Source organism: Spirochaeta dissipatitropha (assembly GCF_054657935.1).
Genome location: NZ_BAAHXT010000010.1, coordinates 54,103 through 81,101 on the forward strand (window position 1 = coordinate 54,103; position 26,999 = coordinate 81,101).

Sequence of the window (26,999 nt, forward strand, 5' to 3'; positions counted from 1 at the left end):
CAGAGTTCGACAAGATACAGGAGGATGTGCCAATGGCAGTCAAAGGAATTCATCAGAAGATTTTTTCGACCAGATATTTTGCCTTTATAATTGCGGCACTGGTTATGCTACTGGTCATTCTCCTGCAGGTATTTTCTTTTACTGAGAGCATGGAGAGGGTGATAATCGATGTCCGCTTCAGATTACGTGAAGTGTACAGTAGAGAAAGAACCCTTCAGGAAGGTGTGAGCTTCCAGCAGCGGAATTATGACGTGCACCCCGACATCCTGATTGTAGGTATTGATACAAATGCCCTGAATCGATTGGGAAGCTGGCCATTTCCGAGAAGAATCCATGGAAATCTGGTGAACAACTTCGCCAGAATCCAGGATCAGAATGCAAGGGAACGAGCCTTGTTCCTGGATATTTTCTTCAATGAGCCGGCTCAGAATCCTACTGATGATGCCATGCTTGTTCACAGCATGAGACAGAATGACAGGGTTTTCCTTGAATCAATTCTAACCGATGCAATGCCTCGGGAGCAGGATCGTGAGATTGCCTTTGCCAGACAACGGCAGCTGATTGACCGACAGGGGATAATCAGAAACATAGAGGGTGATCATCTGGAGATGCCGCCATTTCTTGGAGTCGACGCACCGCTAATGCCATACGGGGCTTCTGTGAAGGGGTTCGGGCATGCGAATTTTATTGCAGATCCTGATTCAATTTTTCGTAGACAGCCTCTGATAGCCCGTTCGGTGGAACTGATCGCGACATACACGCTTGAGGAACTGGAAGCAGGGCTTACCCGACCCATAGACATCTCAAATTTTGAAAGACTTGCGTGGCACGACAGAGCTGGAAATCAGCATACAGTTGAATATCCGTTGACAGATCAATTTTTAGCCGAACTCAAAATTGATCTGGACAGATATGCTCCTCAGCATGTAGATGCAGATGGCAACAACACCTACCTTATACGACACTATAAAGATCATTTTATCCCTTCCATAACCTTATCTCTGGCTCTGGAGTATTTCAATCTTTCAGTTGAAGATATAGAAGTTGAGCTGGGAAAACAGATAACCCTGCATAATCCACAGGTCTTTAATACCAGCAGCGCAGCGTGGGAACCTTACAATGCGCTCATCAGGCCGCCCGTGTATAGTCGAAATGGTGTACTTACCAGGGAAGCCGAGTACGAGATCCTGGAAAGCATACAAATCCCGATTAACCACCATGGTGAGATGATGGTAAACTTTGCAGGAGGACGCTCAGTACCCGGCAGAGAGACTTTTCCTGTCCGCTCATACGCTGGTTATGCATCTCGTGTTACAAGTCCTGATCCCTATACATGGCCCAGAACAATGGCTGTAGAAAATAAAATTATTATGGTCGGTGCCTTTGCCTCCGGAATGGCCGATGACGAAAAAAACACCCCACTGGGACTGATGTACGGTGTTGAGATGCATGCAAATGCCTTGAACACAATACTTATGAACCGTTTCATTCATTATGCGCCATTCTGGCTGAATTTGACGGCGCTTGCATTTTTTATACTGTTAACAGCATTTATCAGCTCACGTCTGCCAACCTTATGGGCATTGCTATATACCGTCCTCGTGATTTTTGGTTTATTTATTGCAACGACGTTTATTTTCAACCAGAATCACTACATAATTGATTTCGCTGCTCCGGCAATTGGCATTTTTCTGACCTTTATATCGATTGTCGTATACCGTGTCATGACCGAAGAAAAAGACAAGCGCAGGATACGCGATATGTTCGGTAGATATGTAAGTCCACAGGTTGTTAACCAGATCCTGGAAAATCCTCCCGAGCTTGGTGGTGTAGATAAGGAAATCACAGTGATGTTCTCAGATATCCGTGGTTTTACTACCTTATCGGAGTCGATGACACCGCAGGAACTGGTTAACCATCTCAACCTCTACCTGACTGCCATGACAGATATTATTCTGGAATTCAAGGGAACACTGGATAAGTACGTTGGAGACGAGATTATGTGTTTTTGGGGTGCACCCCTGCCTCAGGAAGATCATGCAATTCAGGCCTGCCGATGTGCAGTCAAGCAGATGCATGCACTAAATGAACTTAATGAGGGTTGGCCCGTAGAAAAAAGAATCAGTATCGGAATTGGTATAAATTCGGGAGTCATGACTGTAGGAAATATGGGTTCGCTGGGGCGTATGAACTACACACTTATGGGTGACAATGTCAATCTTGGCGCCCGACTCGAAGGAACCAACAAGCAGTATAAAACAGAAATTATCATCAGCGAATATACCTATGGTCTTGTGAAAGACAAAGTCGTTGCCCGCGAACTCGATAATATCAGGGTTAAAGGAAAGAACAGGCCGGTATTGATTTATGAACTTGTCGATGTACTTGATTAAACTGAAAGTACTTGCGCTGTTATTCGGACTTTGTATAATTTCCTGCGGCCTCCCTCAGAATCAGCCAAGTCTCATACCGCCCAGTCGTATACTGGAAGGGGAGTCACACCAGGATTTAATCTTCACCTATGAACACCAGACGCAGGCGGAGGTAGGCTCATTCGGATACGAGCTGTACTACAAATGGTATCACGAGGACAATAAAAACACTTTCTCAACTGATGTAAGTCATTTTCAGAACAATCCTGTCAGCCGAAGCAATTTGAACGGCAGACATTTTTATTCGGCACGTCAGGTAGATTCACCCAGCCAACAACCAGGTATTACGTGGCAGCTAAATACGCACCGTTATTTCCAGACAGGAATTGACAACGAGTCCCGTATTACCGTTTATAGAGCAGGGAGCCTGGATCAACTAGGTGAAGGTGAACCCTTGAGACTGGGACAACAGCAGAATCTGGCCGGGGTTACGCAGGTAATTCCTCTGAATAGCGACATCAACCGATCAGTTATAGATAGCTATAGAATATCATCCGAAGTAAGGCAGAAAATAGTAAACCATGAGGGAAATGAAATTACACTGCATCTTGGTTTCCTGATCGTTGCCTGGGGTCTGATTCCTCCAATACAGCCGGTTTTCAGTCCACCGGCAGAACCATCTCAGACACCCGAGACTCTGTTTGAGCAAAGCATTCGCATAATAAACCAGTAAAGTACGGGAGAAGAATTATGATGAACCAATATGTAATGGCCACGCTTATTTATCTGGCTATCAGTCTTTTTATTACGGTTGCTGTCTCGATTATCAACCCTAAGCATATGCGCAATCATATAGTACCGGTGTTCCTGATTTCTCTTATCTCGGTTTCTATCGGTGGTACAGTATACACAGCATTTCAACAGTTTTTTGATGCACTATCATCCCTGCAGAACGTTAACATCTATCCGCCATTGATTTCCGGAATCCTGAGTCTCTGGATATTCAATAGAGTACTCACGCACAATGATGACTAAAAAGCATCATAACTCGTTTCAAGATAACAGTTAACGCTAAAATCAAGGTTTCCCGGCAATTCATTTTACTTCTTATAATTAATATTCTGTCTACTAGAATGGCATTCGATTAATATAGAGGAAATTGCAAAATTGTGTGCAATTTCCTCCTCGCATCAGAAATGTCTTAAAATGAATATCGATGTTTATATACGCTTTGAAGCAGTCCAATTGCTATTAACCCTGTCCACAGGGAGCTACCGCCATACGAAAGAAAGAACAATGGTAATCCGGTAATCGGCATCAAGCCAATTGCCATTCCGATGTTTATCATAAAATGAAAGAATATCATTCCAGTCACACCAGCACAAATGTATGCTCCGAATGCATCTTTTGCTTTTCTCATAATAGCGAGTCCGCGAAAGAAAATAGTGAGATACAGACCGAAAATGAAAACCGACCCTACAAATCCCCATTCCTCTGCTACAATTGAAAAAATGAAGTCTGTAGTTTGTTGAGGTATGTATTGGTAATGACTATGTGTGCCCAGCAAAAAACCTTTACCACTGAATCCCCCTGATCCAACGGCTGTCAGGGATTGAATAATATTCCAACCAGCACCTCGTGGATCAATGTTAGGATTCATAAAAACAACAAGACGCATCATTTGATAATCTCGCAGGACATATCCAGCCACATATCCGCCAAGGATCCCGGTTCCAAGAATTATACCTACAAGACTACCTGCAATAAACCATCGCTTCTTAAGCCAGAACCATCCTATTGATGAGAATACCGCAACAAGATAAATACCAGTAGTCAGGAAAATAACGCTGTTTCTATCCTGCAGCATCATTATTATTGGAATTTCCCGTTGCTGAACAAACTGCATCCAGGCAGGTAGTAATGCAAAAAATATGGCCGATAGTATACCGGAGACAAAAATCAGGATGAACCAGATATTTCCACCTGACACAAAAATCACTGTAACGAATATTGGAATAAATACCATTGCTGTTCCAAGATCTGGCTGAACAAGAATCAAACCAACAGGTATCATAGTTACCAACAACAGAAGAAATAAAAACAATGGTTTACTTAGATTGATTCTGTTTCTGGCAACTACAGATGCCAGGAATATTATATATGCGATTTTTGTAAACTCGGACGGCTGAAATCCTATTCCGCCAATACCTAACCACCTTCGACCACCATATACAACCTGACCGAAAAAGCGGGTAACCAATAATGCAATTATAGCGGCGATAAACAGATATAAAGCGATGTCCCGGTAATAACGGTAATCTATAAACATGACTGTAGCCAGCATAAAAATTCCTGGTATAAGCCAGATAATCTGCCTTAGATATTCCTGTGATCGTAATTCTCCTGTCGCAGTTACACTACTGGAATATATGAACATTACACCGATTACACATAAAGATAATGTTGATAACAGCAACAGAATATCTACCGAGAAATTATTACTGGAATCAAAAAAAAAGCGTCTCATTAAATCCTCTTATAAATACCAGGGCCGCAAATCGCGAATTGTTTCCTCATACGTCATGTCAGAAAATATACCATGAAAAATCAGATCAGAGGCTTTCGGCGCCCACCACTCCCAGTCATTTTCTGCATCAACCCATACCACAACAACCACCTGATCTTCAGGATTTTCTGCTTCATAGGGACCGTATGCTGCAAACCATGAATGCCAGTTTTCTTCACGACCAACTTCAGCTGTACCGGTTTTGCCGGCTACCTTGACTGCTCTGGTCGTAATAACAGCGTTCGCTGTTCCATCAGTAATCACATATCGCATAGCTTCTTGAGTACGTCTGAAGGTTTCATCGGAGTAATTAACTGTACGAAGAATATTGGGGGTAACCGATTCAATTATTTCTCCGGTCTCCTGATCTCTGATTTCCTTTAGAATATGCGGTCGATACACAGTACCATTATTTACTATAAGAGAAACGGCATTGGCAATTTGAAGTGGTGTAGCTTCAACAAAACCCTGTCCAAGCGAAAGATTCACTGTATCACCACCTACCCAAGGCTCCCCTACCACTCGTTGTTTCCATTCTCTGCTCGGCATAAGTCCCGCAGTCTCTACCGGAAGATCAATTCCTGTCGGGATTCCCAGGCCAAAATCACGATAATATTTCATCACCGTATCCGTACCAAGAATATCATGACCCACAGTAGCAAAAAAGAAATTGGAACTATTAGCTAATCCTTCATGTAGTGCAAGCGGTCCGAATCCCGTTACGCGGTAACTAAGGCCCCATTCACCCACACGTCTATTACCGATTTCATAGAAAAGCCTGGTATTAATCGTTTCATCCGGACGCATCGCATTTTCTTCAATGACTGCAGCAGTTAAAAGTATTTTAACTGTACTCGCAGGAGCCCCGGAGGCTTGCACGACGCGGTTTATGAAAGGTGCCCTCTGATCTCTGGATAGCTGCGCAATCACCTGGTTGGAATCACGTCCAATAAACAGATTAGGATCAAAACTAGGATAAGATGCCATCGCAAGGATTTCTCCATTATGAGGTCTCAATACGACTGCAGCACCAACGCGTGGACCTAATGCTTTCACTACCAGATCCTGAATTTTACTGTCTATTGACAGAACCAGATCATGTCCCAGTCTTGGCGGAACATCCTGAATACTATCATCCTGCACCTGTCGACCCTGTGCATCTACCCTTCTATATCTTCTGCCGTCCTGCCCCTGCATCCAGCTATCATATTGCCTCTCAATCCCTGATTTACCGATTAACGAGTTAGCAGCATATCCGCGATTAAAAAGCACCTGTAATTCTTCCGGTGTTATCTCACCTACAAATCCCAATATATGGGCCAGATTGGATCCATCCGGATAATAACGCACAGGACGAGTGTAGAAGTTAACTCCGGGTAATTCATTAAGATTTTCAGAAAGATGTACTATTTTCTCATATTCGATATTTCCAGCTAACTCGATTGAAGAAAAAGAGTTATAAGCCCGGATAGGTACACGTCTCTGCAGTTGTTCAAGCGGCACGGATATTATTTCTGAAACACGGGACAATATGTCCGGTATGTCTCTGTTTGGAGCATCGGCAGGAGTAAAATCAACCGCAAATGCCATAGTATTTGCAGCAACGGGATTTGAATAATGTCGGTCATATATCTCGCCACGTTTTGCTGGAATGGGTGAACTTCTTCGTGTTGTGAGCTCCGCCCTGGAAAGATAAATATATTGATCCACTACCTGCATCGAAAACAGATGAAAGGTGTACAGTAATACGCATAAAGTCATAATGACGGCAAGAACCACAACCCTGGTCTTGCTGGTAAGAGGTGAATTGGCTCGATCTACCGAGCTGATCATATGATCCTGTCCTTAAGCTGCATTACTTTAATTGAAATCACGTCCGCTGCAAGAAAAACAACTGGTGCAGTAACTACCGTAAGCAGAAAAGAATAAACAGCAGTCATACTGAATAGTGGTGAATGAATCACTTCAATAGAAAAAATCCTGATTATAATAATCAACCAAAGTGATTGAAGTAAATATGCAGCAGCTGTAAAAGAAAGAGGAACCACTATCCTGTCTACACCGATATATTCACGAATAGATCCAAGACTCAAGCCTATAATTGTGCGGGCTGTCATATGAAACCCTAATGGAGATAAACTCAGAATATCCTCTACAAACCCAATACAAAAACCTGAAACTTCTCCGGGAAATGGACCTTGTTTCAGTGAAAGCCAAACTATTAATATCAGAACCAGATCAGGTTTAACCGGAAAAACAGCAAACCATGTAGAATTAATAAATACAATTATAGAAATCCCAAGAATATTCCGAATAATTCTAGCCATTTTCTTCCTCACTATCAATTTCGACAGACACATCTTTGGTGAGAATATAGACCAATTCGATCCTGCTGAAATCTATTATTGACTCCAGCGTAATCGACAAGCTTGTTTCATACGGAATTATACTTACTTCGTTTACTGTACCGATCTGAATACCCGGCGGATATGCCTGACTCATACCGGATGTAATAATGAGATCACCTTTATGAATATCAGAGAAAGCTCGTTGTGGTACAAACTGCATTTCCAGCAACCTGTCAATTCGACCTGTACCACTGACCAGCCCCTCATACCTGCTGCTTTGAAGCCTGGAGGCGACATGTGAACGCGAATCAAACATTGGCTGAACCATAGATGTTCTGTTGGCTACCAGAATTACTCTGCCGACAAGACCCTTGTTTCCATCCTGGATCGCAATAACTGGATCTCCTTGTCTGACTCCATGAACAGAACCCTTGTTGACTGTAATTGTAGCAAAGAAATTACCGGGGTCTTTGGCTATGATCTGTGCCGGAATATTAAGCATGGAGGTATTTGAAGAGAATTCCATTGCCTCCTTGAGGCGCAGATTTTCAATATAAAGCTCTTCAATATCGCTGACATTTTCTTCCATTTCATTGAGGCGTGCTGCGAGCAGGTCATACTGTTCACGAAGTTCACCTAGCTCCCGGATCGAAGTAACAGTCCCGGAGAAGAACTGACCGATACCAGCAGCACCGCGTTGAAAGCTTCCCAATACAGTCAGAGCTCCATACTGGAGCCCTGTTTGAGCATTGTCCCTACTGAATGTCAAGGAAAGAATTCCAACAGACAGCAGGATTACAGCTGTAATAAGCGTTTTTCTACTTGAGTGTGTTGTATATGCTTCTGTTCGCATTTGCACCGCGCAGATAACTGAAATACATTCCTGCACCCATAGCAACACAATTCAGTGGGTCTTCTGCCTTAAATGCAGGAACTCCTGTTTCATGAGTAATAAGTGTATCAAGACCTTTAAGTAATGAACCGCCACCGGTCATTACAATGCCCCGTTCGACAATATCAGCAGCAAGCTCAGGTGGTGTTTGTCCAAGGGTCCGCTTTATTTCCTCAATAATTGCAGTAATCGGTTCCTGTATGGACTCGCGAACTTCGACACTGTCAACCTCAAGCCTCCTTGGAAGACCTGTAATAGCATCGGTTCCTTTTATCTCCATTTTTTCAAGCTTACTGTCAGGTGTAGCATTACCGATTGTCATTTTAAGATTTTCGGCGGTTTGCTCCCCGATGATAAGATTATGCACGGATCTGACATACTTAATAATAGATTCGTCAAACTCATCACCACCCAGACGGATAGAGTTACTGACAACCATACCACCGAGCGAAATTACTGAAATTTCACTTGTACCCCCACCAATATCACAAACCATGTGACCAGCGGGTTCGAAAATCGGAATATTAGCACCAATGGCGGAGGCTAAAGACTCTTCTATTACTTTTACTTCCCGAGCACCGGCTTTATATGCACTCTCTTCAACAGCTCTTCTCTCAACCTCAGTTATGCAGGAAGGAACTCCAATAACCATTCTTGGTTTCACAAACCATCTTCTGGGAATAACTTTCGAAATGAAATAGCGAATCATTTTTTCCGTAGTTTCAAGATCAGCAATCACACCATCTCTCAATGGACGTATTGCAATAATGTCCCCAGGGGTCCTCCACAGCATTCGTTTTGCTTCGTTACCTACGGCAACGACCCGCTTGGTTCCACGTTCTACGGCGACAACTGATGGCTCGTTAGCCATTATTCCTTTTCCTCTTACATAAATCAGGGTGTTGCAGGTACCCAAATCTATTCCTATATCTGTTGAAAATGCACTCATTTTTTCCTCATTTCGCTTCAATCGCTATATTGTTCTACAGGTTCTCAAGGTTGCTGTAATCGGCTTACCGACAGTGCGTGAGACGGGTCAATGCGAACAGCCTCTCTCCACTCAGCCCTTGCCTGAATAGGATCCCCATTCCTGAAATACGTTTCACCAAGCCAGTATCTGGCATCAGCAGTACCTTTATCTCCTTCAATTAATTCCTTGAAGTGAGATTCAGCTGCCAGAAACTGCTCCTGCTCAATCAGAGAGCGGCCTGCAAGCAGTAATGCATCACTGGCAAGGCCCATATCACCAGCTTCCTCTGCTGATACTATCGCATAATTTCGAGCTTCATCATAATCACCGATTTCAAAAAGAACCTCAGCAAGACTCAGACTGATAACCGGACTGAAACGATTACTCAATGCTTTCTCAAGCCAGAATACAGCATCATCAAGCTTTCGTAAATGCCGGTTAGCCAGTCCGATGTATTCATAGATATCTGAATTATAGTAGCCAGCTTCATAAGCCCGGCTAAGACTGAATAGTGAGGCGTCGTAATAGAAGTTTCCAAGATGAAAATAAGCCTTGCCTAAAACATAGTGTATTTCAGGGTGATACTGCTCAGAAGAAACAATCAATGCCTTTCTGAGTGAAAAAACTGAATCGAGAAACAGGTTATATTTTATTTCAGTATCTGGTTCTTCAATCCCCGCATAGAACGAAGAAAAACCATGCAGAATAAGCAAATCAGGATCAACTGGCTGCTCATTAAGCAGATCAGAAGATTTTTGTGAAAGTTCAGCAAACTCATCGGAATGCCATAGTTCAAGAAGCGCTTCCTTGGTTCTTCCCAAACCGAAAGAACTAAACGAATAGGTAGCTCCCTGAAGAATAAGCCAGACGATGAATAGCGCGATAGCAATGGAAAGTGTCAGAAATATCCACAAAAATAATCTGGATTTCTCTGATTTACGACTGTACTGTTTCTGTAGAAAACCCATTGATTCCACGCCTCATTAGATGTCAACAACATAAAAAAGTCAATATATAAAAATAACTGCAATATAATGCAGAAAGAAGAAAATCGGGCCGGTAAGCCGGGTTCTGTTATTGCCGTCATCTATCTGCAGATTCTGTCTCCAGAATCCTTCAGCAATCTACCCGTGGATTACAGGCGAGCAACCTATCCACTGCTTGATTTTGCTTCCAGCAAGGTTTGCCTGGACGGAAATCCTTACGGATTTCCCGGTGAGCTCTTACCTCACCATTTCACCCTTACCTTTCGGCGGTATATTTTCTGCGGCACTCTCTGTCATATGTTGCCATATGCCCGGTAATTAGCCGGTGCTGCGCTCTACGAAGCCCGGACTTTCCTCTGTATCGAAAAATACAGCGACGGTACAGCCCGACATTCTTCTTTCTGCTAATATAATATCAGTTGTCTTCTCCTAAGTCCTCATCCTCGTTATCCAGGTCATCACTGTCATCTTCATCATCAAAATCATCATCGTCTTCATCGAGAGACTCATCATCATCGTCATCAATCAGCGAATCATCAAGATCGTCTTCATCTTCTTCATCGGCTAGAATTGTATCATCACCGTCATCCATGATATCGAGTTCTTCCTCATCCAGCAATGAATCATCAAGCAGGTCGCTGCCTTCAGTATCATCATCAAACTCACCTTCCATAAGGTCGACGAGCCCACCGGTTTCATCAAAGAAGGCTTCACCATCCGGACCATCCTGCCAGAACAGAATTCTACTGCAGTAAGGGCAGTTCAGAATAGACTCCCCTGCACGGACATCATTTACGAGCTGATTCGGAAGCATCATATGACAACCTGAACAGGTTCCTTTCCGAACCTGCACAATACCAACGCCTTCCTTGCTTTTAATAATTCTTTCAAACTTGAACACAAGATCGTCATCAAGATGCGGAGTAATGGCTTCTTCCATGGTAATCAGCTCTGCCAAATCTTTCTCTTTGTCACCTTGCTCTGCCTTAATCCGCTCCAGTTCATGACTGAGCTCTTTCTCCTGGTCCTGAATCATAGATTCCTCACGGGTCAAAGCCACCTGAATCTCTTCAAGGGCACGGTCTTCACGTTGTATATCACGACGAAGTCCCTGTTCTCGATCGGAAGCTTCTCTGATCTCTTTATCAAGTGCTTCGTATTCCCGCTGTGTCTTGATGAGATCCATCTGTTGTTCATATTTTTCCCGGGCAGCCTCAGCTTCACTGAGACGAACCTTCAGTTCAGCCAAATGCTTTCTGGTTGTCTCAAACTTCTCATTCCGTTCAATATAAGAACGCTTCATTCTATTCAGTACATCACTTTTGGTAGAAAGCGCTTTAGGCATGTCCTGAATCTCGGCTTGCAAGGCGAATTTCTTGGAAATTATTTCCTGTAATTCTCGTAATTGTTCGAATGTATTATCATTCAACATGAATGCTCCCTCCCGGTTTAATTGTCAAGATAATCCTTGAGTCGTCGGCTCCGTCTAGGATGCCTGAGACGACGCAATGCTTTGGCCTCAATCTGTCGTATTCGTTCCCTTGTAACATTAAAATAGAGGCCAACCTCTTCCAATGTCAGACTATAACCATCCACCAAGCCGAATCTCATTTTCAGAACTTCCTGCTCACGAGGAGGAAGTGTAGAAAGCACCCCTCTCAACTGTTCCTGCAATAGAGTAAATGCTGTCTGATGTGCTGGATTTTCAACATCCTTGTCTTCAATGAAATCTCCGAGAAGACTATCCTCTTCCTCTCCTATCGGAGTTTCCAGAGAGATAGGTTCGCGGGCAACATTCTTGACGGATTTAACACGGCTTACAGACCAGCCAAGTCGTTCCGCTATCTCATCATCGTTAGGCTCGCGTCCCAGCATCTGCATAAGCTGACGGGATTCACGCACTACCTTATTTATCTGCTCGATCATGTGAACAGGAACACGAATGGTTCTTGCCTGATCAGAGATGGATCTAGTAATTGCCTGCCGAATCCACCAGGTGGCATAGGTAGAGAACTTGTATCCTTTACGATATTCGAATTTCTCTACAGCCTTAATAAGACCAATATTGCCTTCCTGAACCAGATCAAAAAAATGCAGACCTCTGTTCGTGTATTTTTTTGCAATACTAACCACAAGCCGAAGGTTAGCTTTGATCAAACGGTCTTTGGCTGATTGCATCATCGTCTTGCCACGAGTAATCTCTTCAGACATTCGAAGTATTTCGTTTATTGGAGATTCAAATTCAACCTCAAATGCCTTGAGTTTTTTATCTGTTATCTGAAACTGCCTTATCTGATCCTTAATGGAATCTGCCGCAAGGCCCAGGTCTTCCTCAATGCGTTTTTTCTCCGCAGGATTGGCAAGACCTCGCCCCAGAGAACGCAGTTCCCTCATATTGGCTACGCGAAGTCTCTTCTGTATACGCTCTTCTTCCCGCTGAAACTGACGAATTTTGGAAGATACGGAAATAAAACGATCGGAAAACTGGAGTATTTCTTGCTGATGAAATTCAATTTCCTCTACCTTAGCTAAAATTACACCACGATTTTTCTGCAAGGATTTATCAGTCTGAAAAGGAACCCCCTTAACAACCATCGCATCCTTTGTCTCAATATAAGCACGAAGTTCAGGCAATATTTCCCGAAGTACTTCGCGATAAAACTGAGTCAATCGTCTTCGTTCAGCCAGATATTCGGAGATTTCCTTCTTGGAAAGATTAAGTTCTTTGGGATCCTGCTTCGAGAAGGCTTTTTCTGCAAGACGCGCCAGCTCGGGAATAACCATACCAGAATGCTTGATCACATTCTTGATGATATTCTCGCCGTCCTCCATTTTCTTGGAAAGTTCTACTTCCTGTTCTGCAGTGAGCAGATTTTCACGGCCTATTTCACGAAGATACAGACGTATGGGGTCATCTACTGCTGACTCTTTATCACTATATACGATTCGCCTCTGAGACTGATCAGGCGAATCACTTTCAGACTCGTCCTCTTCCTGTTCAGATTCGGCTTCGTCCTTGTCATCATCTGAGTCATCATTAGCTTCTTCTTCATCTTCCAGTCGAATATTATTCTTTCCAAGAATTGCAATAACATCATCCATTTTATCGGAGTTAACAATCTCCTCAGGAAGAAAATCAGTTATTTCATCATAGCTAATGACTTGCCTTTTCTTGGCGTACTCCAGCAATTTCTCCAATGCAGGATCATTTTGCACTTCATTCATCAGCACTTTCCCTTACATCACGTAAAATGGTATCCAGATGCATTAGTTCCGCCATAATTTCTTTTTGATGATCGATTGATTCGATATCAGTCCCCCGGATACTTCGCAGCTCCTGCTGCAAAAAATTCTTTCGAGAACGTACATTCCGTTCACGAAGTCGTTGCATGGCTTCTTTTATCGGCATATCATCGGCGAAAACAAACTCTGAACCAGATACTTTTTCAAGAACATGATTTCTCAAAACTATATCTTCAATATGCTCTATAACAGCCGCACTTGTCATGGATCCGCTGCGATAAACCTCTTCAAGAGCAACAAACAGCTCCTGCGCATCTTCATCCAGCAGATCATTCAATTCAATTTTTTTTCGGATAAACGGAAACAGCTCTATATTAGCCACAGCAGATACCATAAGAAACATCTCCAGTGAAGATTTATGCTTATTCTGCTGAACTCCGTCCTCTTTTTGAATCTCCTTACGCTTCGTCAACAGCTTTTCACTGGATACAGACGACTTCCCCATATCACTTCTAATAGCCGAAGGGTCTATTCCCAGACGTTCTCCCAAAAATGCATAACTTGCCTCTTTCTGTACTGCTGACGAAACAGCAGACAAATAAGGAGACAACTCACGAATTATTGAGGAAACGGCTCCGACAGACCCTGAACTATTTTGAGATGAGATATGGGAATATAAATACTCGAGTACATGTACCGGAGAAGATACACTATTCTGTAAGCTGTGTAAACCTCCCTGCTGCAAAAGCTCAGCAGGATCGGTCCCCGGAGACATCTTGACTGCTTTTACACTTACAGAATTTTGTTCACACATTACCGCTGCCTTATATGCTGCGTTGTAGCCGGCTGAATCACTGTCAAATAATAAAACAGCCTCTCTCGCAAAACGTGAAAGCAGATCCAGTTGATCTATAGTAAAAGCAGTTCCAAGAGGTGCAACAGTATTCGGAAATCCTGCTTGATGCATCGCCAGTAAATCCATATACCCTTCAACGAGAATATACTGCTTTCTGGAACGGATGTGCTGGCGAGCCTGCCAGAATCCATATAAAACCCTGCTTTTGCTGTACAGCTGGGTTTCAGGCGAATTGATGTATTTGGGCCCGTCGTCAGAAAGGCTTCTTCCTCCGAAAGCAACTATTCTTCCTGCTTCATTCCAGATCGGAAAAATAATTCTGCCGCAGAACAGCGCCCGTTTCGGGTTTTTCCTGGTAAACAAACCAGAATCAGCTAATAGCTTATCGGAATATCCCTTGCTTCGAAGGAACTCATGCAGCCAGAAAGGGTCATCGGGGCAATAGCCAACAAAAAAATCCTCAATCGTGGACTGCTGAAATCCCCTCCTGATCATATAAGTCCTTGCTGCATCAGCTCCCGGACTCTTCATAAAAATGTGATGAAAACTATGTGCCACCCTCTGATACAATTCAAGAAGAGCTGCATAAGCTTTTTCCTGCTCCGAGAGTTCTTTTGCTTCTATCTGAATACCAGAACGTTCCGCTAATTTAATTACAGCTTCAGGAAAAGTCAGCCCCTCCATTGCCATAAAAAACTGGATAGCTGTGCCTCCCTGCTGAGTAGAAAAACAGTAGTACAACTGCTTATCAGGATCAACAGAAAAACTGGGGGTCTTCTCCGTCTTGAACGGTGACAGACCCCAAAGCCTGTTCCCTTTAGGTTTAAGCTGGACGTAGTCACTGACAAGATCGACTATGTCCAGCTTCCCTGTTAGCTCATCAATAATGTGCTGAGGTATTCTCTTATACATCAACGAATCAATATAAACTCAACCCGTCGGTTTTGCCAACGTTCATCTGCATCTGTATGCGGCACGATAGGCTCCATTCCACCCCTGCCAACCGCGGTAATACGTCCTGCACTCAATCCGCTTCTGACCAGCGCGGCTTTGACAGATTCAGCACGCTGAAAACTCAATGGCTGTAACTCTTCCCGCTCCTCTCTGGCTGTTCCGGATAGATTAACGGCATGACCTTCCACCTGAATACTATAGGTATTATAGCGTGTGAAAATCTCTGTCAATCTCTCGATTATTGCCAGATTTTTCTGCCCGATCTCTGTCTCGGGATCAATTATCAACTCAGGACTATTAGGAGAAAATGTGATAGATGGAATCTGCACCTTCAGCCTGTCACCATCCCGAATCACCAGTATATCGACAGGAATTACGCCACTAAGCTGTGTTGTATTTCCAAGCGCATCACTCACAGTGAATGTATATGGATAATCCTCAGCAGAAATAACCAGATTACCAGTAACGGATGATCTGCCGTCCCAGGTGAGTGTCCTTCCGGGTTGTCCGCGTCCTTCGATCACATGAAAAACCCTCTGATTTCTGTCACGGATTTCAAAACGCCATTCACCTATAGCACTTGCATCTTCGACCTGCAGATTAATATTGAGAATATCATCCACTCCATCATTGTCAGGTGAAAAGGGTAAGGGGTGAAGTCTGACAGTAGCTTCCGGAGGACTGACATCCACAAGGAAACTTCTGGTAACTGCAACCGGAGCATTGCCCTTCTCGTAATCCACTGAAAACCTCGCCCTGAACTCACCTTCGATTATTCGGCCGGCTTCATTTTTTCCATCCCAGACAATCTGAAATGAACTCTGAACATCTTTACCTTGAAAGGTTCGAACTATTCGTTGTGATGAGTCTAAAATATCAAGGGTCCATTTATCGGCACCATCGGTGAGATTTACAAACAGATTAATTCTCTGCTCTTCACGCTCCGATCCTTGTCCCGGAGCAATTGCCGGCAGATCCACAGTTGCAAACAATGACGTCGGTCGGGTATCGATTACGATCGAATCAATCCTGTACTGAGTACGATTCCCTGCAGCATCTTCTGACCTTAGCTCATAATAGTAGCTTCCATCCGGAAGGAGGTTTCCTTCACTATCAGTACCATCCCAGGTGAAATCCCGAAGATTGCTGCCCCATCGATACTCTCTGATAACCTCTCCGGCCATTGTTCTGATACTTCCAATCCAGTAATCATCAGTGAGATTCGACTGTGTAAAAGGAACTACGTCTCTTCTACCATCTCCGTCCGGGCTGAACAGAAGGTATTCGGCAGCTATTTCTGCTGCCGGTGCTACTGTATCCAGCACAAAGTAATCTGTATATGCCTCCTCCAGGTTTCCATTCAGATACAGAATCTCAAGTCTTGATCTATACCGGCCATCAGGAAGAACAAAACCATCACTGCTTCTGCCGTCCCAGACGAATGGACTGGTGAGCACATCACTTCCACGAGACGTTCGGACAATATTATCTTCAGAATCGAGGATTTCAAATACAAAATATTCGATATCATCATTCTTTCTCAAGTTCGGAATGATAGATATTGTGTCCTTATAACTTGATGGACTGAATGCATCATGATTACTGGTTATCAGAACCGGAGTTTCTTCTGTATTAAGTTCAAAATCAACCCTGTTTGATCGACCTGTATTACCTGCCCGGTCAGTAGACTCCAGGTAATATGCGTAGATCCCGTCGGCTGCAAGGGCCCCTGTACTCGTCCTTCCATCCCAGTGAAATTCTGATGCAGCCCGCTGATCCCAGTTGAACTGCCTGATTACTTCACCTTGCTGATTTCTGATGACACCAGTCCAGACCTCTTCAACACTGCTGTCCTGAGTGAATATCTGGGTATCCCGTATTCCACTGTTGTTGGGAGAAAAAACCGGATACTCTGCCTGTACCCGAGCTGATGGTGGTGTCACATCTATAGTAAAATTGGGACTACGAGCTTCGGGTCTGTTTCCATTTCTGTACACAACCACAAGTTCTGCATGATAAGCCCCTTCGGGAAGCCGCTGTCCATTATCACCACGGCCATCAAACAATAAACCAGAGTCCCTCGGCACTCCTACATCACCAAAGGTTCGAACCACTGATCCCCTTGCATTTTTAATCTGTACTGACCAATCACGTATACCACGGGTATTCCCGATTTCAGGTAAAATCCTGATTGTATCATTGACGCCATTGTTATTAGGAGAAAAAATAGAACGACTGATATTTAAGCTGACTGGTGTCGGCTCTGTATTTATAATTATGTTTGACACTGAAGCAGAAACAGAATTTCCGGCGCGATCAGTAGCAGAGATTGAATAGGAATATACGCCATCCCTGACTACTTCACCGTCACTGTTCATTCCATCCCAGATCATATCCCCGGGTTCTGAATTACGCCAGCTGAAATCACGCACAGCTTCGCCAGAAGCATTATACACAGTCCCTTTCCAGAGATCTTCAATGCTTCCGCTCTGCCCTACACGTACAAAATTCTGGAAGCTATCTTCACTTGGAGAAAAGATCAACTCATCCCCAACCGGAACCTGAAGCTCAACTACTGGAGCTGTATTATCTACAATAACTGTGTATTTTGTGGATGTACCCCGGTTATCGTTATCATCCCAGGCTTCTACATAAAACCTGTACTCACCATCCAGGGCAACACTTCCATCATCCAGTCGCCCATTCCATCGAATGGACTCCGGAATTTCCAGACCAGTCGTAACACTGAGAAAACGGTCAATGAAGTTTCTCACTCCTTCACTTTCAGGCCGCTGATCAACATTGTCGATAGATCTTATGATATCTCCATCCTCATTTTCAACGACAAAGCGATACCTCATCACATAACGTTCATCCGTTATTTCCAGAGGAAACTGGAGATAATCCTGAACCCCATCGTTATTGGGTGATATATATGTTCTATCATCAACAGAAAGTGATATTTCAGGTGGGTTGATGTCAATCGAGCCAAGTGCTGCGTTTATACCGATACCAGCTATTAATGAATTACCTGGAAATGAGGTGACTCCACTTCTGAGTCGAATCTCGTTCTGTTGCCAGCCTCTTTCTGCAATTAAACCATTCTCCCCGGATAAAGAAACGGGAAATCTTAACTGGAAACCAACCGAGGGAATATACAATCCTGGATCCGATGGATTCTCAAGTATTGAACGTAAATCAAGCTGCATGCCGCCAGAGAAATCAAGACGGTTACCAATGCCGAGCTCAGTTCCAATACCGAAACGTACGTTCTGAAATGCCGGAAAAGAAAGCCGTGAATACAGATCCCATTTCAGATTTTCAGTTACTACCGGTGAATACGCAAACTCGAATGATGGAGTAAAAGGAGAAGGATACGGAAATTGATTCTCGAAACCCCTGTACCATTTACCAATTCCGCTCATGGCAATTCCATATCTCGCATTTTCAAGACCGGTCAGATGAGAAACATGATGGATATAGCCTATGGATGCAGATGCACCTATATCAAATTGATCACCAAAACCTGTGAGCAGGTCAAAACCCAAACCAAAATCGATCGTATCATATAACGGCTTGGCAAATGATGACTGAAGGCGGAAAAGGGCCCCGGTATTCAGTGATTCCTCCAGTCCTGAGAAGACCATCTGGAGATTTGCCCCAAAAACGCCTGCCGGCGAGGGGTACATAGCACCGAGATTGATAACATGACCAGCCCAGCCGGATCCGCCCAATTGAATCGCTGCAAGGTAGGATAAATCAAGTTGAGACCTCTGCACATGAGACGCAGCAGCAGGATTACTGCTTGAAGCAGCAGGATATTCATCTATCAATCCGAAATCGCCAACAGAAAGAGCTCTCGGAGAAAGCAGTCTGTCAAGATCATTGGTACCGGCCGGCGGATTATAATCAGCCCACACCGCTGCTGGCAAAATCAGACAGATCGCCAGGAATACTCCGGAAAAACTCAACTTTCTAAGCATTGTTGTATACGCTTTCAATATTCTCTACCTCCTCCAGGGTCAATTCCTGGAATAAAACTCTCTGCAAATCTAGATACAAAGCCTGTTGTGTGTCATCAAGCAGATCTTCATTCTGTTGTAAAAACACATATACCGCCAGCAGGTAACGGTCATTCAACTGATATGATACTGATTTCAAAATATTACACCTCTATTGTCAAACCTTCCTGAGCCAATTCAATATGCAGAGCTTTTCTATGTGAGCATCTGGCATATTCCCTGGCGGCACTGAGGTTGGAGAACAACTTGCGATCATCATATTTAGGTTCATGATGAAACATAACAAGCTTTTTTATATTCCAGTGCAGTGCAAAATCAACACCGTGAATATATGAGGAATGTCCCCAGTCTTTCTTCTGCAGAGCCTCATCTAGAGTATACTGAGTATCAAGCAAAATGATATCTGCATCAGCAAAAAAATCGGTATTTACTTTATTCCGCTCGTAGTAATATTTGGTCAACTCAATGTCTGTGACATACAAACAGGATTTGCCTGAAGAAGAAATTTTATAGCCGTATGCTCCACCAGGATGCTGTAATTTGATCCAGGAAATATCCGCCCCGTAAAGCTTCAGACTTTCGTCCTCGACAAGCTGCATCCAGGCAATTTCCGCCAGCATAGCTTCATCCATTTTAACCGGGAACAAGGGAGGAGCCATTTGCCGCTCAAGTGCTTCTCGAAGACCCGGCAAAGGCGAATGGAGAAACAATCGATGATTTTTCATATAGGCTGGAGGAAAAAACGGCAGACCCTGTATATGATCATAATGGTAATGGGTAAAAAACAAGTAATGATCGCTCAATAAATCTGAAAGCCCGGAAGCCATTGCTTGCGCCCAGTACTCTATAATTCCAGTACCCGCATCGAAAACAATATGCTTCTTCTTTTCAAGTTCAATGGATACACAGGATGTATTTCCGGAATAACTGCCAAACAACCATGAAGGCAGCCCAGCCAGAAATGCTTCTTTTGATGCTGCAGACGCCAGATCCTCAGGTCGCGCACGCTGGATAATAGCGGATATTTTACTTCGTATCTGATTTGGATTCAGCGCTTTGGGATGACTACCTCTCGCTCCCCATACTCGAATTTTCATGATTCTTCATCCCGCGGAAGAACATCCTTCCATTGAGCATACGGCTCGTCTGAACGCTTATCAAGTATTTCATCTATTTCTTTAACGGAAAACAGTTTACCTTTTCCAATCCCCGGGCAGTAGCTTTTTTCATTTTCCCAGCCATCATCCTGATCGAGTATTGATTTCCAGAAAGGATACGAACTGCACTGCAGCGGTCGTGAGTCATAAATTGTACAACCCTGATCCCAGAAAACACAGTCATAATTAGACTTTTCAATGAGACTGACATATGTCTCAGCTTGCCTTCTAACCGGTCTGCAGTATTTTTCCGCAAATGATCGAACCGACATGGAAAGAAAATCTGCCATTTTATGAATATCTTTCATTGAAAGCATAACATATCCTGGCTCTCCCCTACAGCAGATATGGCATTGCGTACACCCAAAATGAAGACCATTTTCATACTGCCTGTTAGTCATGGAATACCACCCGAGTTATTACTTTATGAGTATAATAATAACGCATTCAGATTAAAAAAAAAGGTTTCCATATGTAGAATATGGAAACCTTAAATTGGGGAGAGCAGGATTCGAACCTGCGAAGGCTACGCCGGCAGATTTACAGTCTGCTCCCTTTGGCCGCTCGGGCATCTCCCCGTATTTCGATACCGTAACACACAAATATAAAAAGTGTCAACACTCTCTAATTATTGTGATTAGCCGTCTGTCGGATTCGAACCGACGACCCCGAGATTACAAGTCACGTGCTCTGGCCAGCTGAGCTAAGACGGCGTTAACGAGGCAGATAGTACCTTAACCCAAAGTAAAAAGTCAAGCACAGTCATGATTTTTTAGGCAAACTTTTCATAAGCCTTTGAGCTTCCTGAAAAAAAAATCTACATGAGCATTTGCAGGATTATTTACCAGGGAGGTGCCGATAAGAGTCGATCATGTGCAGATGACATATATATGTCTGAATAATCCAGATTGATCAGCAGCAGCTGTCCCTCAGGTGTTATGGTGTACATATGCTCGAATTGAGCCGTGAACTGGCCGTCGGTCGTCTGAAATGCCCCAGAGTCCAACATTTCAACAGATTTATTGCCTTGAGTAATTATGGGTTCCCAACAGAACGCTGGAAGCTCCGCTGTAATACAAGGAAATCGGCATAATTCTGCCTGGTAAGCAATTACAGGCGGAAGATGTATTTCTCGTCCGATACCATGACCAGCAAATCTATCACATATCTGGAATTGCTTCTGATCCACGAGCTTTGACAATAACATCCCCGCAGATTTTCCGCTGCTGTCATTGCGGGTACACAGAGGAATAAGTGATGCCTGCCAGGCAGTATTAAGCAGTTTTTTGTGTTCGGATTGAAGTGGTTCGATTCCATACGTCCAGGCAAGGTCAGCCTTCCAGCCGAGAACATCAATTACGATATCCACTGTAATCAGATCTCCAGACTTGAAAACCTTGTCTTCAGGTGGGCTATGGGCAGCAATCTCATTTCGGTTTACGCAAATATGTCCCTGAAAATTCTGAAACCCATGCAGCGACGAGCTGCCGTAATTATTTTTAAGATAATCAAGACAGATGCGTTCAATGCCATGTGCGTTCTGGCCGGGATACATATGAACTTTAAGAGCCTTCAACAGCGGGCTGAGTATTCTGGCACTGCGCTCCACGCCATGCCAGAATGGTTTATCATTGTGCAATACTTCGTAAACCAAGCGTTTTACCTAAATAGACAGCCGACGGTTTATGCTGAATCGAAGAGCGATATGTTACCAGCACCCGCAGCGTCCGCTCCAGTGACTCAGGATAATCTGGTTCCAGTGAGCAGAACAGAGAAACATTTTCAAATCCGGAAGACCTCAACTCTCTGGCAGGATTTGCCTGTACAAGATCACTGGTTTGCGTAAACTGGATACTGATAATATCATCTTCATGTAGATCGTTTTGCCGGCACAGTGTTCCGAGCAGCTCTGTTACCGCTTCCCGCATTGAAATTACCGAGTCGGTTTCAAGCTGGACAGCGCCTCTTACTGCAAAAACTGTAGTTCTCTCGTCGATTTGATCTGAAAAATCAGACATCCTATTCCCCCTAAATATTACTTAACAGTACGATATATGATTGAGAAATAAATACCGCAACCGATACGCATGCCTGCAGCAGACGGATTACAAGCCTTCTACCAAAAAAAGATGGTCTGGACAATATGAAAAAAAACAGGAAGAAAATATCACAGATAATCCCGATCAATGCTACAGCAGCTAACCAACCCGTAAGAGAAAGAAGAAAAAATATCGAAGCCTGAGTTAGCCCTTGCAGACTCCCGATAATGTATAGAACCCATGAACACACCATGAGGCTGAAAATCGGAAAAATAAACCTCGAAAGAAGATATTCTGTTTTATCCAGTATCCATACTAGCTGCATTGCTTGTAATAGTAGAGTGTTCAGCCTAATATGGGAAGAGGCGGGTAAGAAATTATATCGATTGCATGCACCCGGAAATGAGGAGTCAAGCGTGGGTAAGTTCCTTGTAGTTCTGTTTATTCTGATTATTTGTGCGGTAGCCGTATTTTACATTGGCTGGATCTCATTTCAGATTGATGACCATGAATACGGTGTTATATTCTCCAAAACGCAGGGTTGGGACCCGGATATTATTTCACCTGGTGAGTTCAGATGGTATTGGGGAAGACTCCTCCCCACAAACGTCAATCTATACAAATTCGACATTCAGACTGAACGCAGCCATATCTCGATCTCACGCCAGTTACCATCGGCAGAGCATTACTCGCTTTACCTTGAAGGCAATCCTGATTTCAGCATTTCAGCTGACGCAATCGTAGAATGGGAGCTTGATCCACACACAATTCCACACCTGGCAGCAGAGCGAAATATACGACCGGAAAACCAGGAAACTATAAATAATGAGCTCTCGGACAAGTTATCATTCTGGTTTGAACAGTTATTCGAATCCAGTTTACGGAGTTTTTCCTCGGACAGCATATACGACTCGGCTGTACAACTGGAAAATATCAGTTCAGAACTTCAGGACAAAATCCCGGAGATCAGGATTTTATCTGTGAGTGTTCAGAATATGAAATTTCCTGATCTTGATCTCTATGAATCAGGCCGACTGCTGTACAGGGAGCTTGTAGAGTCAAGACGTGAAGCAATTCAGCAGGCGAATGCAGCAGTACTGTTTGAGGAACTGATTATGGAACGGCAACTCGAAGCATTACGGGTCTATGGTCAGATAATCACAGAGTTTCCTCTGCTGCTTGACTACTTCCAGCTGTCGGCAGAGACAGATACGGACCCTCTGAGATTAAGCAGAATGGGTGCTTTATTGAGCCCCTCAGGTCAATAGTAATCTATTTGATTGAGCCCGGACCACGGTTAAGTGCATTGTAAATCTCGCGGGGTTTCTCATCTTCCAGCTGCATTACCAGCCTCAATGCTTCAACAAAATGTTGAAGCCATTCAATCTCCTTCTTCAACTTGTCTGCAGATCCGCTGCGGCCTTTTTCAATATGAACGTGGTAACTTACGAACTGGGATCTCAATGAAATCAATGTATCGAGGAACCGGGTACTATACTCGTATGCCCTTTTATCTATTTGTTCGAGTTTCATTCGATATTGTCGCTGTATCGAAGGATCACGCTGAGATAACAGACGCAGCCTTCTTAGATCTTCTCCTTCCGATGCATCAGAAGAAAGAGAAATATTCACTCGATCAATCTTATCCATTATGTCATCAAGATTTGACAGAACCATCAGCATATCACTGCCGACCTGCCCTATCCTTCTGGTTTGAGTTTTTGCAATAGCCAGGGCAAAACCTTCGTGCTCTGTCGGGAACCTTGTCTTCAGATATAAATAAATCATCCCGACAGAATGTGTGCGATGTATGTGAACATGCTCACTTCCAGTTCCTTCCATACGCTGAAAATCAATAATATGCTGCAGGGGATTCTTCCATTCAGCCCTGAAGAGATCACTCAGCATTTCACTCGCGGTCTCAATTCTACATTCTGTAATTACAGCATCAAACTCAGCAAAAACATGCAGCCTGAGATATGCTCCAAGGAATCTTTTTACATCAATCCTAGGTACATAGATCATGAATCTATAGTAAGGATCCAGAGTACCTGCCTTGATTATTTCAGCCAGGGGGACCTCGAAAAAGAAATCTTTAAGTGCATGATAGAAATTTACTATCTGCTGCGCAATGGTTTCGTTACCCTGGGTCAAAATACTATCTATTTTACGACCAGCTTCCCAACGAGTTGCTACATAGACGGAATAATACAGATGCTCGAGATCATCGCGAATAGACTGAAAGCGGGCACCATGATATCCATCCTTTCCTTTGAAAGCGGCAAGAAATTTATCGTATGGAAATTCAACGGCCGATTTAAGGAAATATAAAGGTGATAATTCCTCAGTGATTATATCGAATACTTTTATATGCACAGAATCAAGATAGTCCTTCATTTTAGAATCTAACTGTTCTCTGATTTTTCCTGAGTTTTCCTGCTTATATACCAGTATCTTCAATTCTGAACGCGGAAGAAAATCTGTCAGCTTCTCTTTCGCCTCAGGTATATGACGCGAAGCGATGCCTGCCGCAATTTCTGGTATCACATCAGGGTTGTTCCATATTGATGCATAATAGGTTTTTAGTTTCCTTGCATATTGCTGAAGTATTTCAACACGAGATGCGAATCCTGCTCCTATGTACTCACCGTCACCATCTATAAGTGAATCATCGACTTTATGAATCTTGCGAATCATCTGATTAATACGCAGGCGAATAAAACGCTCTTCAATCGATTTAGGAGAGAAAAAGGATGTAATCCATAACTGCAGCTGCAGTGCTGGACCGAGCCGGGAGAGATCCTGACGGATCTTTTTTTTCTTGTCCTCCTGATCCAGAGGTTTATGAATAATAGAGGTATCCGAATCAGCAGCCAGATTCAGAGATACCGAGATACGCTCAAGCAGTGCTGCACGCTCATCCCGGGAGAGTGATTGTGATAAATTATCAAATACATTTTCCATAGCTATTCCTGCTCATCAAAGGGAACAATGATCAAAGCACTGCCCCGCTCTACCTGGATGTGAATTAATTCTGATACACTTCGATTGGAAATTCCAACAGGCTGTTTTTGCCAGTCTGCATCCTGAAGCGGCCACTTCAATCCAGATGAGTAAGCTTCAAGAAATATATTTGAAGTAGAAAAAACAGATATACAGGAGTTTATTTCCAGTTTCAGTTTGAGCTCCTTATACACGTGATACATAGCCGCATTACTGCTTATCCAGAAATCAGGCGGATTTTTACTCCAGAACAGACTACTGATAGCAAGCAGATGATCGAATCTGCCCCCACCCCCGCCTATAATGCCGATTTTTTCAGGTGATTGTTTTTCCGCCTCCATCAGAGCAAGCTCGGTATCTGAAAAGTCTTTATCTTCCGGAAACTGGACAATGTTCTTTGCCCGATCTGTGTTTCGGTTTTGAATTGAATCCAGATCACCAATGAGCAGATCAACGCTTATATTATGACTGATTGCCCAGTCATATCCAGAATCAGCGGCAGCAATCCAACCGGATTCTGCAATCAGCTCAGACACTCGTTCAAATTCAGGTTTTTCTCCTCCGGTAATAATCAAGGACAACATATTTATAGTTCGGTTATTTTCATTTCTGTCTAAAGGGCCATTGTGAACTACCGATATTATGAGTGTACCTCTAAAATGAGGCTACAAAAAAAGAGAACAAGGATGTTCTCTGGGCACGATCAAGGAGGATTTCAATGATCATCAATCACAATATGAGCGCAATGTTCGCCCAACGGCAAAACAACCTCAACACCGAGGCTGTCAAAAAGGATATGGAGAAACTGTCATCCGGACTGCGGATTAACCGTGCTGGTGACGATGCATCTGGTCTTGCTGTATCTGAAAAGATGCGGGCGCAGGTTCGTGGTCTCAACCAGGCAGACAAGAACGCAGCTAATGCTATTTCCCTTATTCAGACAACTGAGGGTTATCTCCAGCAGAGTCAGGATATGATTCAACGTATTCGTGAGCTTGCAGTTCAATCATCCAACGGTATTTATACAACGGAAGATCGAATGCAGATTCAGGTAGAAGTATCTCAGCTTATTGCTGAGGTTAACAGAATAGCCTCACATGCACAGTTTAACGGAATGAACCTGCTGACAGGACGTTTTGCCAGTGAAACCGGTACCAATGCTGTTACAGCCAGTATGTGGTTTCATATAGGCGCTAACATGGATCAGCGTACCCGTGTAAACATAGGTACAATGACAGCTCAAGGATTGGGATTACAGGGAACTGACGGCCTGCCGCATACTGCAAGCTTTATTAGCCTGTCTACACCTGATAAGGCCAATGCCGCAATCGGGATACTGGATAATGCTCTGCAAATCGTAAGCAAACAACGGGCAGATCTTGGTGCGTACCAGAACAGACTGGATTTTGCACGACAAGGCTTGAACGTTGGCGCCGAAAACCTGCAGGCAGCAGAATCACGGATCCGTGATGCGAACATGGCTGAACAGAGTGTACAATTTACCAAGAATCAGATTCTTGCTCAGAGTTCGACTGCAATGCTTGCCCAGGCAAATCAGAGTACTCAGGGTGTACTGCAGCTGCTTCAGTAA

22 protein-coding genes, 2 tRNA genes and 1 other RNA gene are annotated in these 26,999 nt (G+C 43.6%); 5 read left to right on the forward strand and 20 right to left on the reverse strand.

Annotated elements, in window-relative coordinates; genetic code table 11:
* Nucleotides 1–32: 32 nt before the first annotated feature.
* Genes ACYQ2L_RS12435 through ACYQ2L_RS12445 form a run of 3 tightly spaced genes read left to right on the forward strand, consistent with a single transcriptional unit; the run spans nucleotide 33 to nucleotide 3,407 of the window.
* Nucleotides 33–2,393, forward strand: a complete 2,361-nt coding sequence (locus tag ACYQ2L_RS12435) for a CHASE2 domain-containing protein (protein ID WP_460056166.1) — start codon at nucleotides 33–35, stop codon at nucleotides 2,391–2,393.
* Nucleotides 2,380–3,105: a hypothetical protein gene (locus ACYQ2L_RS12440; protein WP_460056168.1), complete on the forward strand. Its 726-nt coding sequence runs from the start codon at nucleotides 2,380–2,382 to the stop codon at nucleotides 3,103–3,105. Before ACYQ2L_RS12435 ends, ACYQ2L_RS12440 begins: the two co-directional genes overlap by 14 nt.
* A gap of 17 nt (nucleotides 3,106–3,122) precedes the next feature.
* Nucleotides 3,123–3,407 (forward strand): hypothetical protein, encoded by a 285-nt coding sequence (locus ACYQ2L_RS12445; protein ID WP_460056171.1) that lies wholly within the window; start codon nucleotides 3,123–3,125, stop codon nucleotides 3,405–3,407.
* A gap of 166 nt (nucleotides 3,408–3,573) precedes the next feature.
* Here the strand turns inward: ACYQ2L_RS12445 and rodA are convergent, their stop codons facing one another.
* The 18 genes from rodA to aroH all read right to left on the reverse strand — a co-directional run bounded on the left by rodA (nucleotide 3,574) and on the right by aroH (nucleotide 22,384).
* Complete coding sequence (rodA, locus tag ACYQ2L_RS12450; RefSeq protein ID WP_460056173.1) at nucleotides 3,574–4,899, reverse strand: rod shape-determining protein RodA; 1,326 nt, start codon at nucleotides 4,897–4,899, stop codon at nucleotides 3,574–3,576.
* Nucleotides 4,900–4,908: 9 nt separating this feature from the next.
* Nucleotides 4,909–6,771 (reverse strand): penicillin-binding protein 2, encoded by a 1,863-nt coding sequence (gene mrdA, locus ACYQ2L_RS12455; protein ID WP_460056176.1) that lies wholly within the window; start codon nucleotides 6,769–6,771, stop codon nucleotides 4,909–4,911.
* Entirely contained in the window at nucleotides 6,768–7,265 is a 498-nt protein-coding gene (gene mreD, locus ACYQ2L_RS12460; RefSeq protein ID WP_460056179.1) for a rod shape-determining protein MreD, read from the reverse strand. The genes mrdA and mreD overlap by 4 nt, the downstream gene beginning before the upstream one ends.
* Nucleotides 7,258–8,139 carry a rod shape-determining protein MreC gene (gene mreC, locus ACYQ2L_RS12465; protein WP_460056181.1) on the reverse strand — a complete coding sequence of 294 codons (882 nt, stop codon included), beginning with the start codon at nucleotides 8,137–8,139 and terminating at the stop codon, nucleotides 7,258–7,260. Before mreC ends, mreD begins: the two co-directional genes overlap by 8 nt.
* A complete protein-coding gene (locus ACYQ2L_RS12470) occupies nucleotides 8,105–9,127 on the reverse strand; it encodes a rod shape-determining protein (RefSeq protein ID WP_460056183.1) in 1,023 nt (340 codons plus the stop codon). Before ACYQ2L_RS12470 ends, mreC begins: the two co-directional genes overlap by 35 nt.
* 44 nt (nucleotides 9,128–9,171) lie before the next feature.
* Nucleotides 9,172–10,116: a tetratricopeptide repeat protein gene (locus ACYQ2L_RS12475; RefSeq protein ID WP_460056186.1), complete on the reverse strand. Its 945-nt coding sequence runs from the start codon at nucleotides 10,114–10,116 to the stop codon at nucleotides 9,172–9,174.
* 76 nt (nucleotides 10,117–10,192) lie between these two features.
* Nucleotides 10,193–10,527: RNase P RNA component class A (gene rnpB / locus ACYQ2L_RS12480), an RNA gene on the reverse strand.
* A 22-nt stretch (nucleotides 10,528–10,549) separates the two neighbouring features.
* The gene (locus ACYQ2L_RS12485) at nucleotides 10,550–11,566 is read right to left on the reverse strand and encodes a zinc ribbon domain-containing protein (protein ID WP_460056188.1); all 1,017 of its coding nucleotides are present in this window, start codon (nucleotides 11,564–11,566) and stop codon (nucleotides 10,550–10,552) included.
* A 17-nt stretch (nucleotides 11,567–11,583) separates the two neighbouring features.
* Nucleotides 11,584–13,359, reverse strand: coding sequence for an RNA polymerase sigma factor RpoD (gene rpoD / locus ACYQ2L_RS12490; RefSeq protein WP_460056191.1), 1,776 nt, complete (start codon nucleotides 13,357–13,359; stop codon nucleotides 11,584–11,586).
* Nucleotides 13,352–15,145 (reverse strand): DNA primase, encoded by a 1,794-nt coding sequence (dnaG, locus tag ACYQ2L_RS12495; protein ID WP_460056193.1) that lies wholly within the window; start codon nucleotides 15,143–15,145, stop codon nucleotides 13,352–13,354. The genes rpoD and dnaG overlap by 8 nt, the downstream gene beginning before the upstream one ends.
* Nucleotides 15,145–19,170, reverse strand: coding sequence for a FlgD immunoglobulin-like domain containing protein (locus ACYQ2L_RS12500; RefSeq protein ID WP_460056195.1), 4,026 nt, complete (start codon nucleotides 19,168–19,170; stop codon nucleotides 15,145–15,147). The genes dnaG and ACYQ2L_RS12500 overlap by 1 nt, the downstream gene beginning before the upstream one ends.
* Entirely contained in the window at nucleotides 19,163–19,348 is a 186-nt protein-coding gene (locus tag ACYQ2L_RS12505; protein ID WP_460056197.1) for a hypothetical protein, read from the reverse strand. The genes ACYQ2L_RS12500 and ACYQ2L_RS12505 overlap by 8 nt, the downstream gene beginning before the upstream one ends.
* A gap of 4 nt (nucleotides 19,349–19,352) precedes the next feature.
* Entirely contained in the window at nucleotides 19,353–20,306 is a 954-nt protein-coding gene (locus ACYQ2L_RS12510; RefSeq protein ID WP_460056199.1) for an MBL fold metallo-hydrolase, read from the reverse strand.
* A complete protein-coding gene (locus ACYQ2L_RS12515) occupies nucleotides 20,303–20,767 on the reverse strand; it encodes a YkgJ family cysteine cluster protein (RefSeq protein WP_460056201.1) in 465 nt (154 codons plus the stop codon). The genes ACYQ2L_RS12510 and ACYQ2L_RS12515 overlap by 4 nt, the downstream gene beginning before the upstream one ends.
* 95 nt (nucleotides 20,768–20,862) lie before the next feature.
* Nucleotides 20,863–20,944: transfer RNA gene (locus ACYQ2L_RS12520), tRNA-Tyr, on the reverse strand.
* A 61-nt stretch (nucleotides 20,945–21,005) separates the two neighbouring features.
* Nucleotides 21,006–21,079, reverse strand: a tRNA-Thr gene (locus ACYQ2L_RS12525).
* A 128-nt stretch (nucleotides 21,080–21,207) separates the two neighbouring features.
* Complete coding sequence (locus ACYQ2L_RS12530) at nucleotides 21,208–22,020, reverse strand: M24 family metallopeptidase (RefSeq protein ID WP_460056203.1); 813 nt, start codon at nucleotides 22,018–22,020, stop codon at nucleotides 21,208–21,210.
* Nucleotides 21,995–22,384, reverse strand: a complete 390-nt coding sequence (aroH, locus tag ACYQ2L_RS12535; RefSeq protein ID WP_460056206.1) for a chorismate mutase — start codon at nucleotides 22,382–22,384, stop codon at nucleotides 21,995–21,997. The genes ACYQ2L_RS12530 and aroH overlap by 26 nt, the downstream gene beginning before the upstream one ends.
* A 437-nt stretch (nucleotides 22,385–22,821) precedes the next feature.
* On the opposite strand from aroH, the gene ACYQ2L_RS12540 reads away from it, so the two are divergent.
* Complete coding sequence (locus tag ACYQ2L_RS12540; protein WP_460056209.1) at nucleotides 22,822–23,673, forward strand: hypothetical protein; 852 nt, start codon at nucleotides 22,822–22,824, stop codon at nucleotides 23,671–23,673.
* A 4-nt stretch (nucleotides 23,674–23,677) separates the two neighbouring features.
* Here ACYQ2L_RS12540 and ACYQ2L_RS12545 read toward each other — a convergent pair whose 3' ends face one another.
* A complete protein-coding gene (locus tag ACYQ2L_RS12545) occupies nucleotides 23,678–25,369 on the reverse strand; it encodes a DUF5312 family protein (protein ID WP_460056212.1) in 1,692 nt (563 codons plus the stop codon).
* A 2-nt stretch (nucleotides 25,370–25,371) separates the two neighbouring features.
* Nucleotides 25,372–25,992, reverse strand: a complete 621-nt coding sequence (locus tag ACYQ2L_RS12550; RefSeq protein ID WP_460056215.1) for a thiamine diphosphokinase — start codon at nucleotides 25,990–25,992, stop codon at nucleotides 25,372–25,374.
* A 134-nt stretch (nucleotides 25,993–26,126) separates the two neighbouring features.
* Here ACYQ2L_RS12550 and ACYQ2L_RS12555 point away from each other — a divergent pair, with 134 nt between their 5' ends.
* Nucleotides 26,127–26,999, forward strand: a complete 873-nt coding sequence (locus ACYQ2L_RS12555) for a flagellin N-terminal helical domain-containing protein (protein WP_460056218.1) — start codon at nucleotides 26,127–26,129, stop codon at nucleotides 26,997–26,999.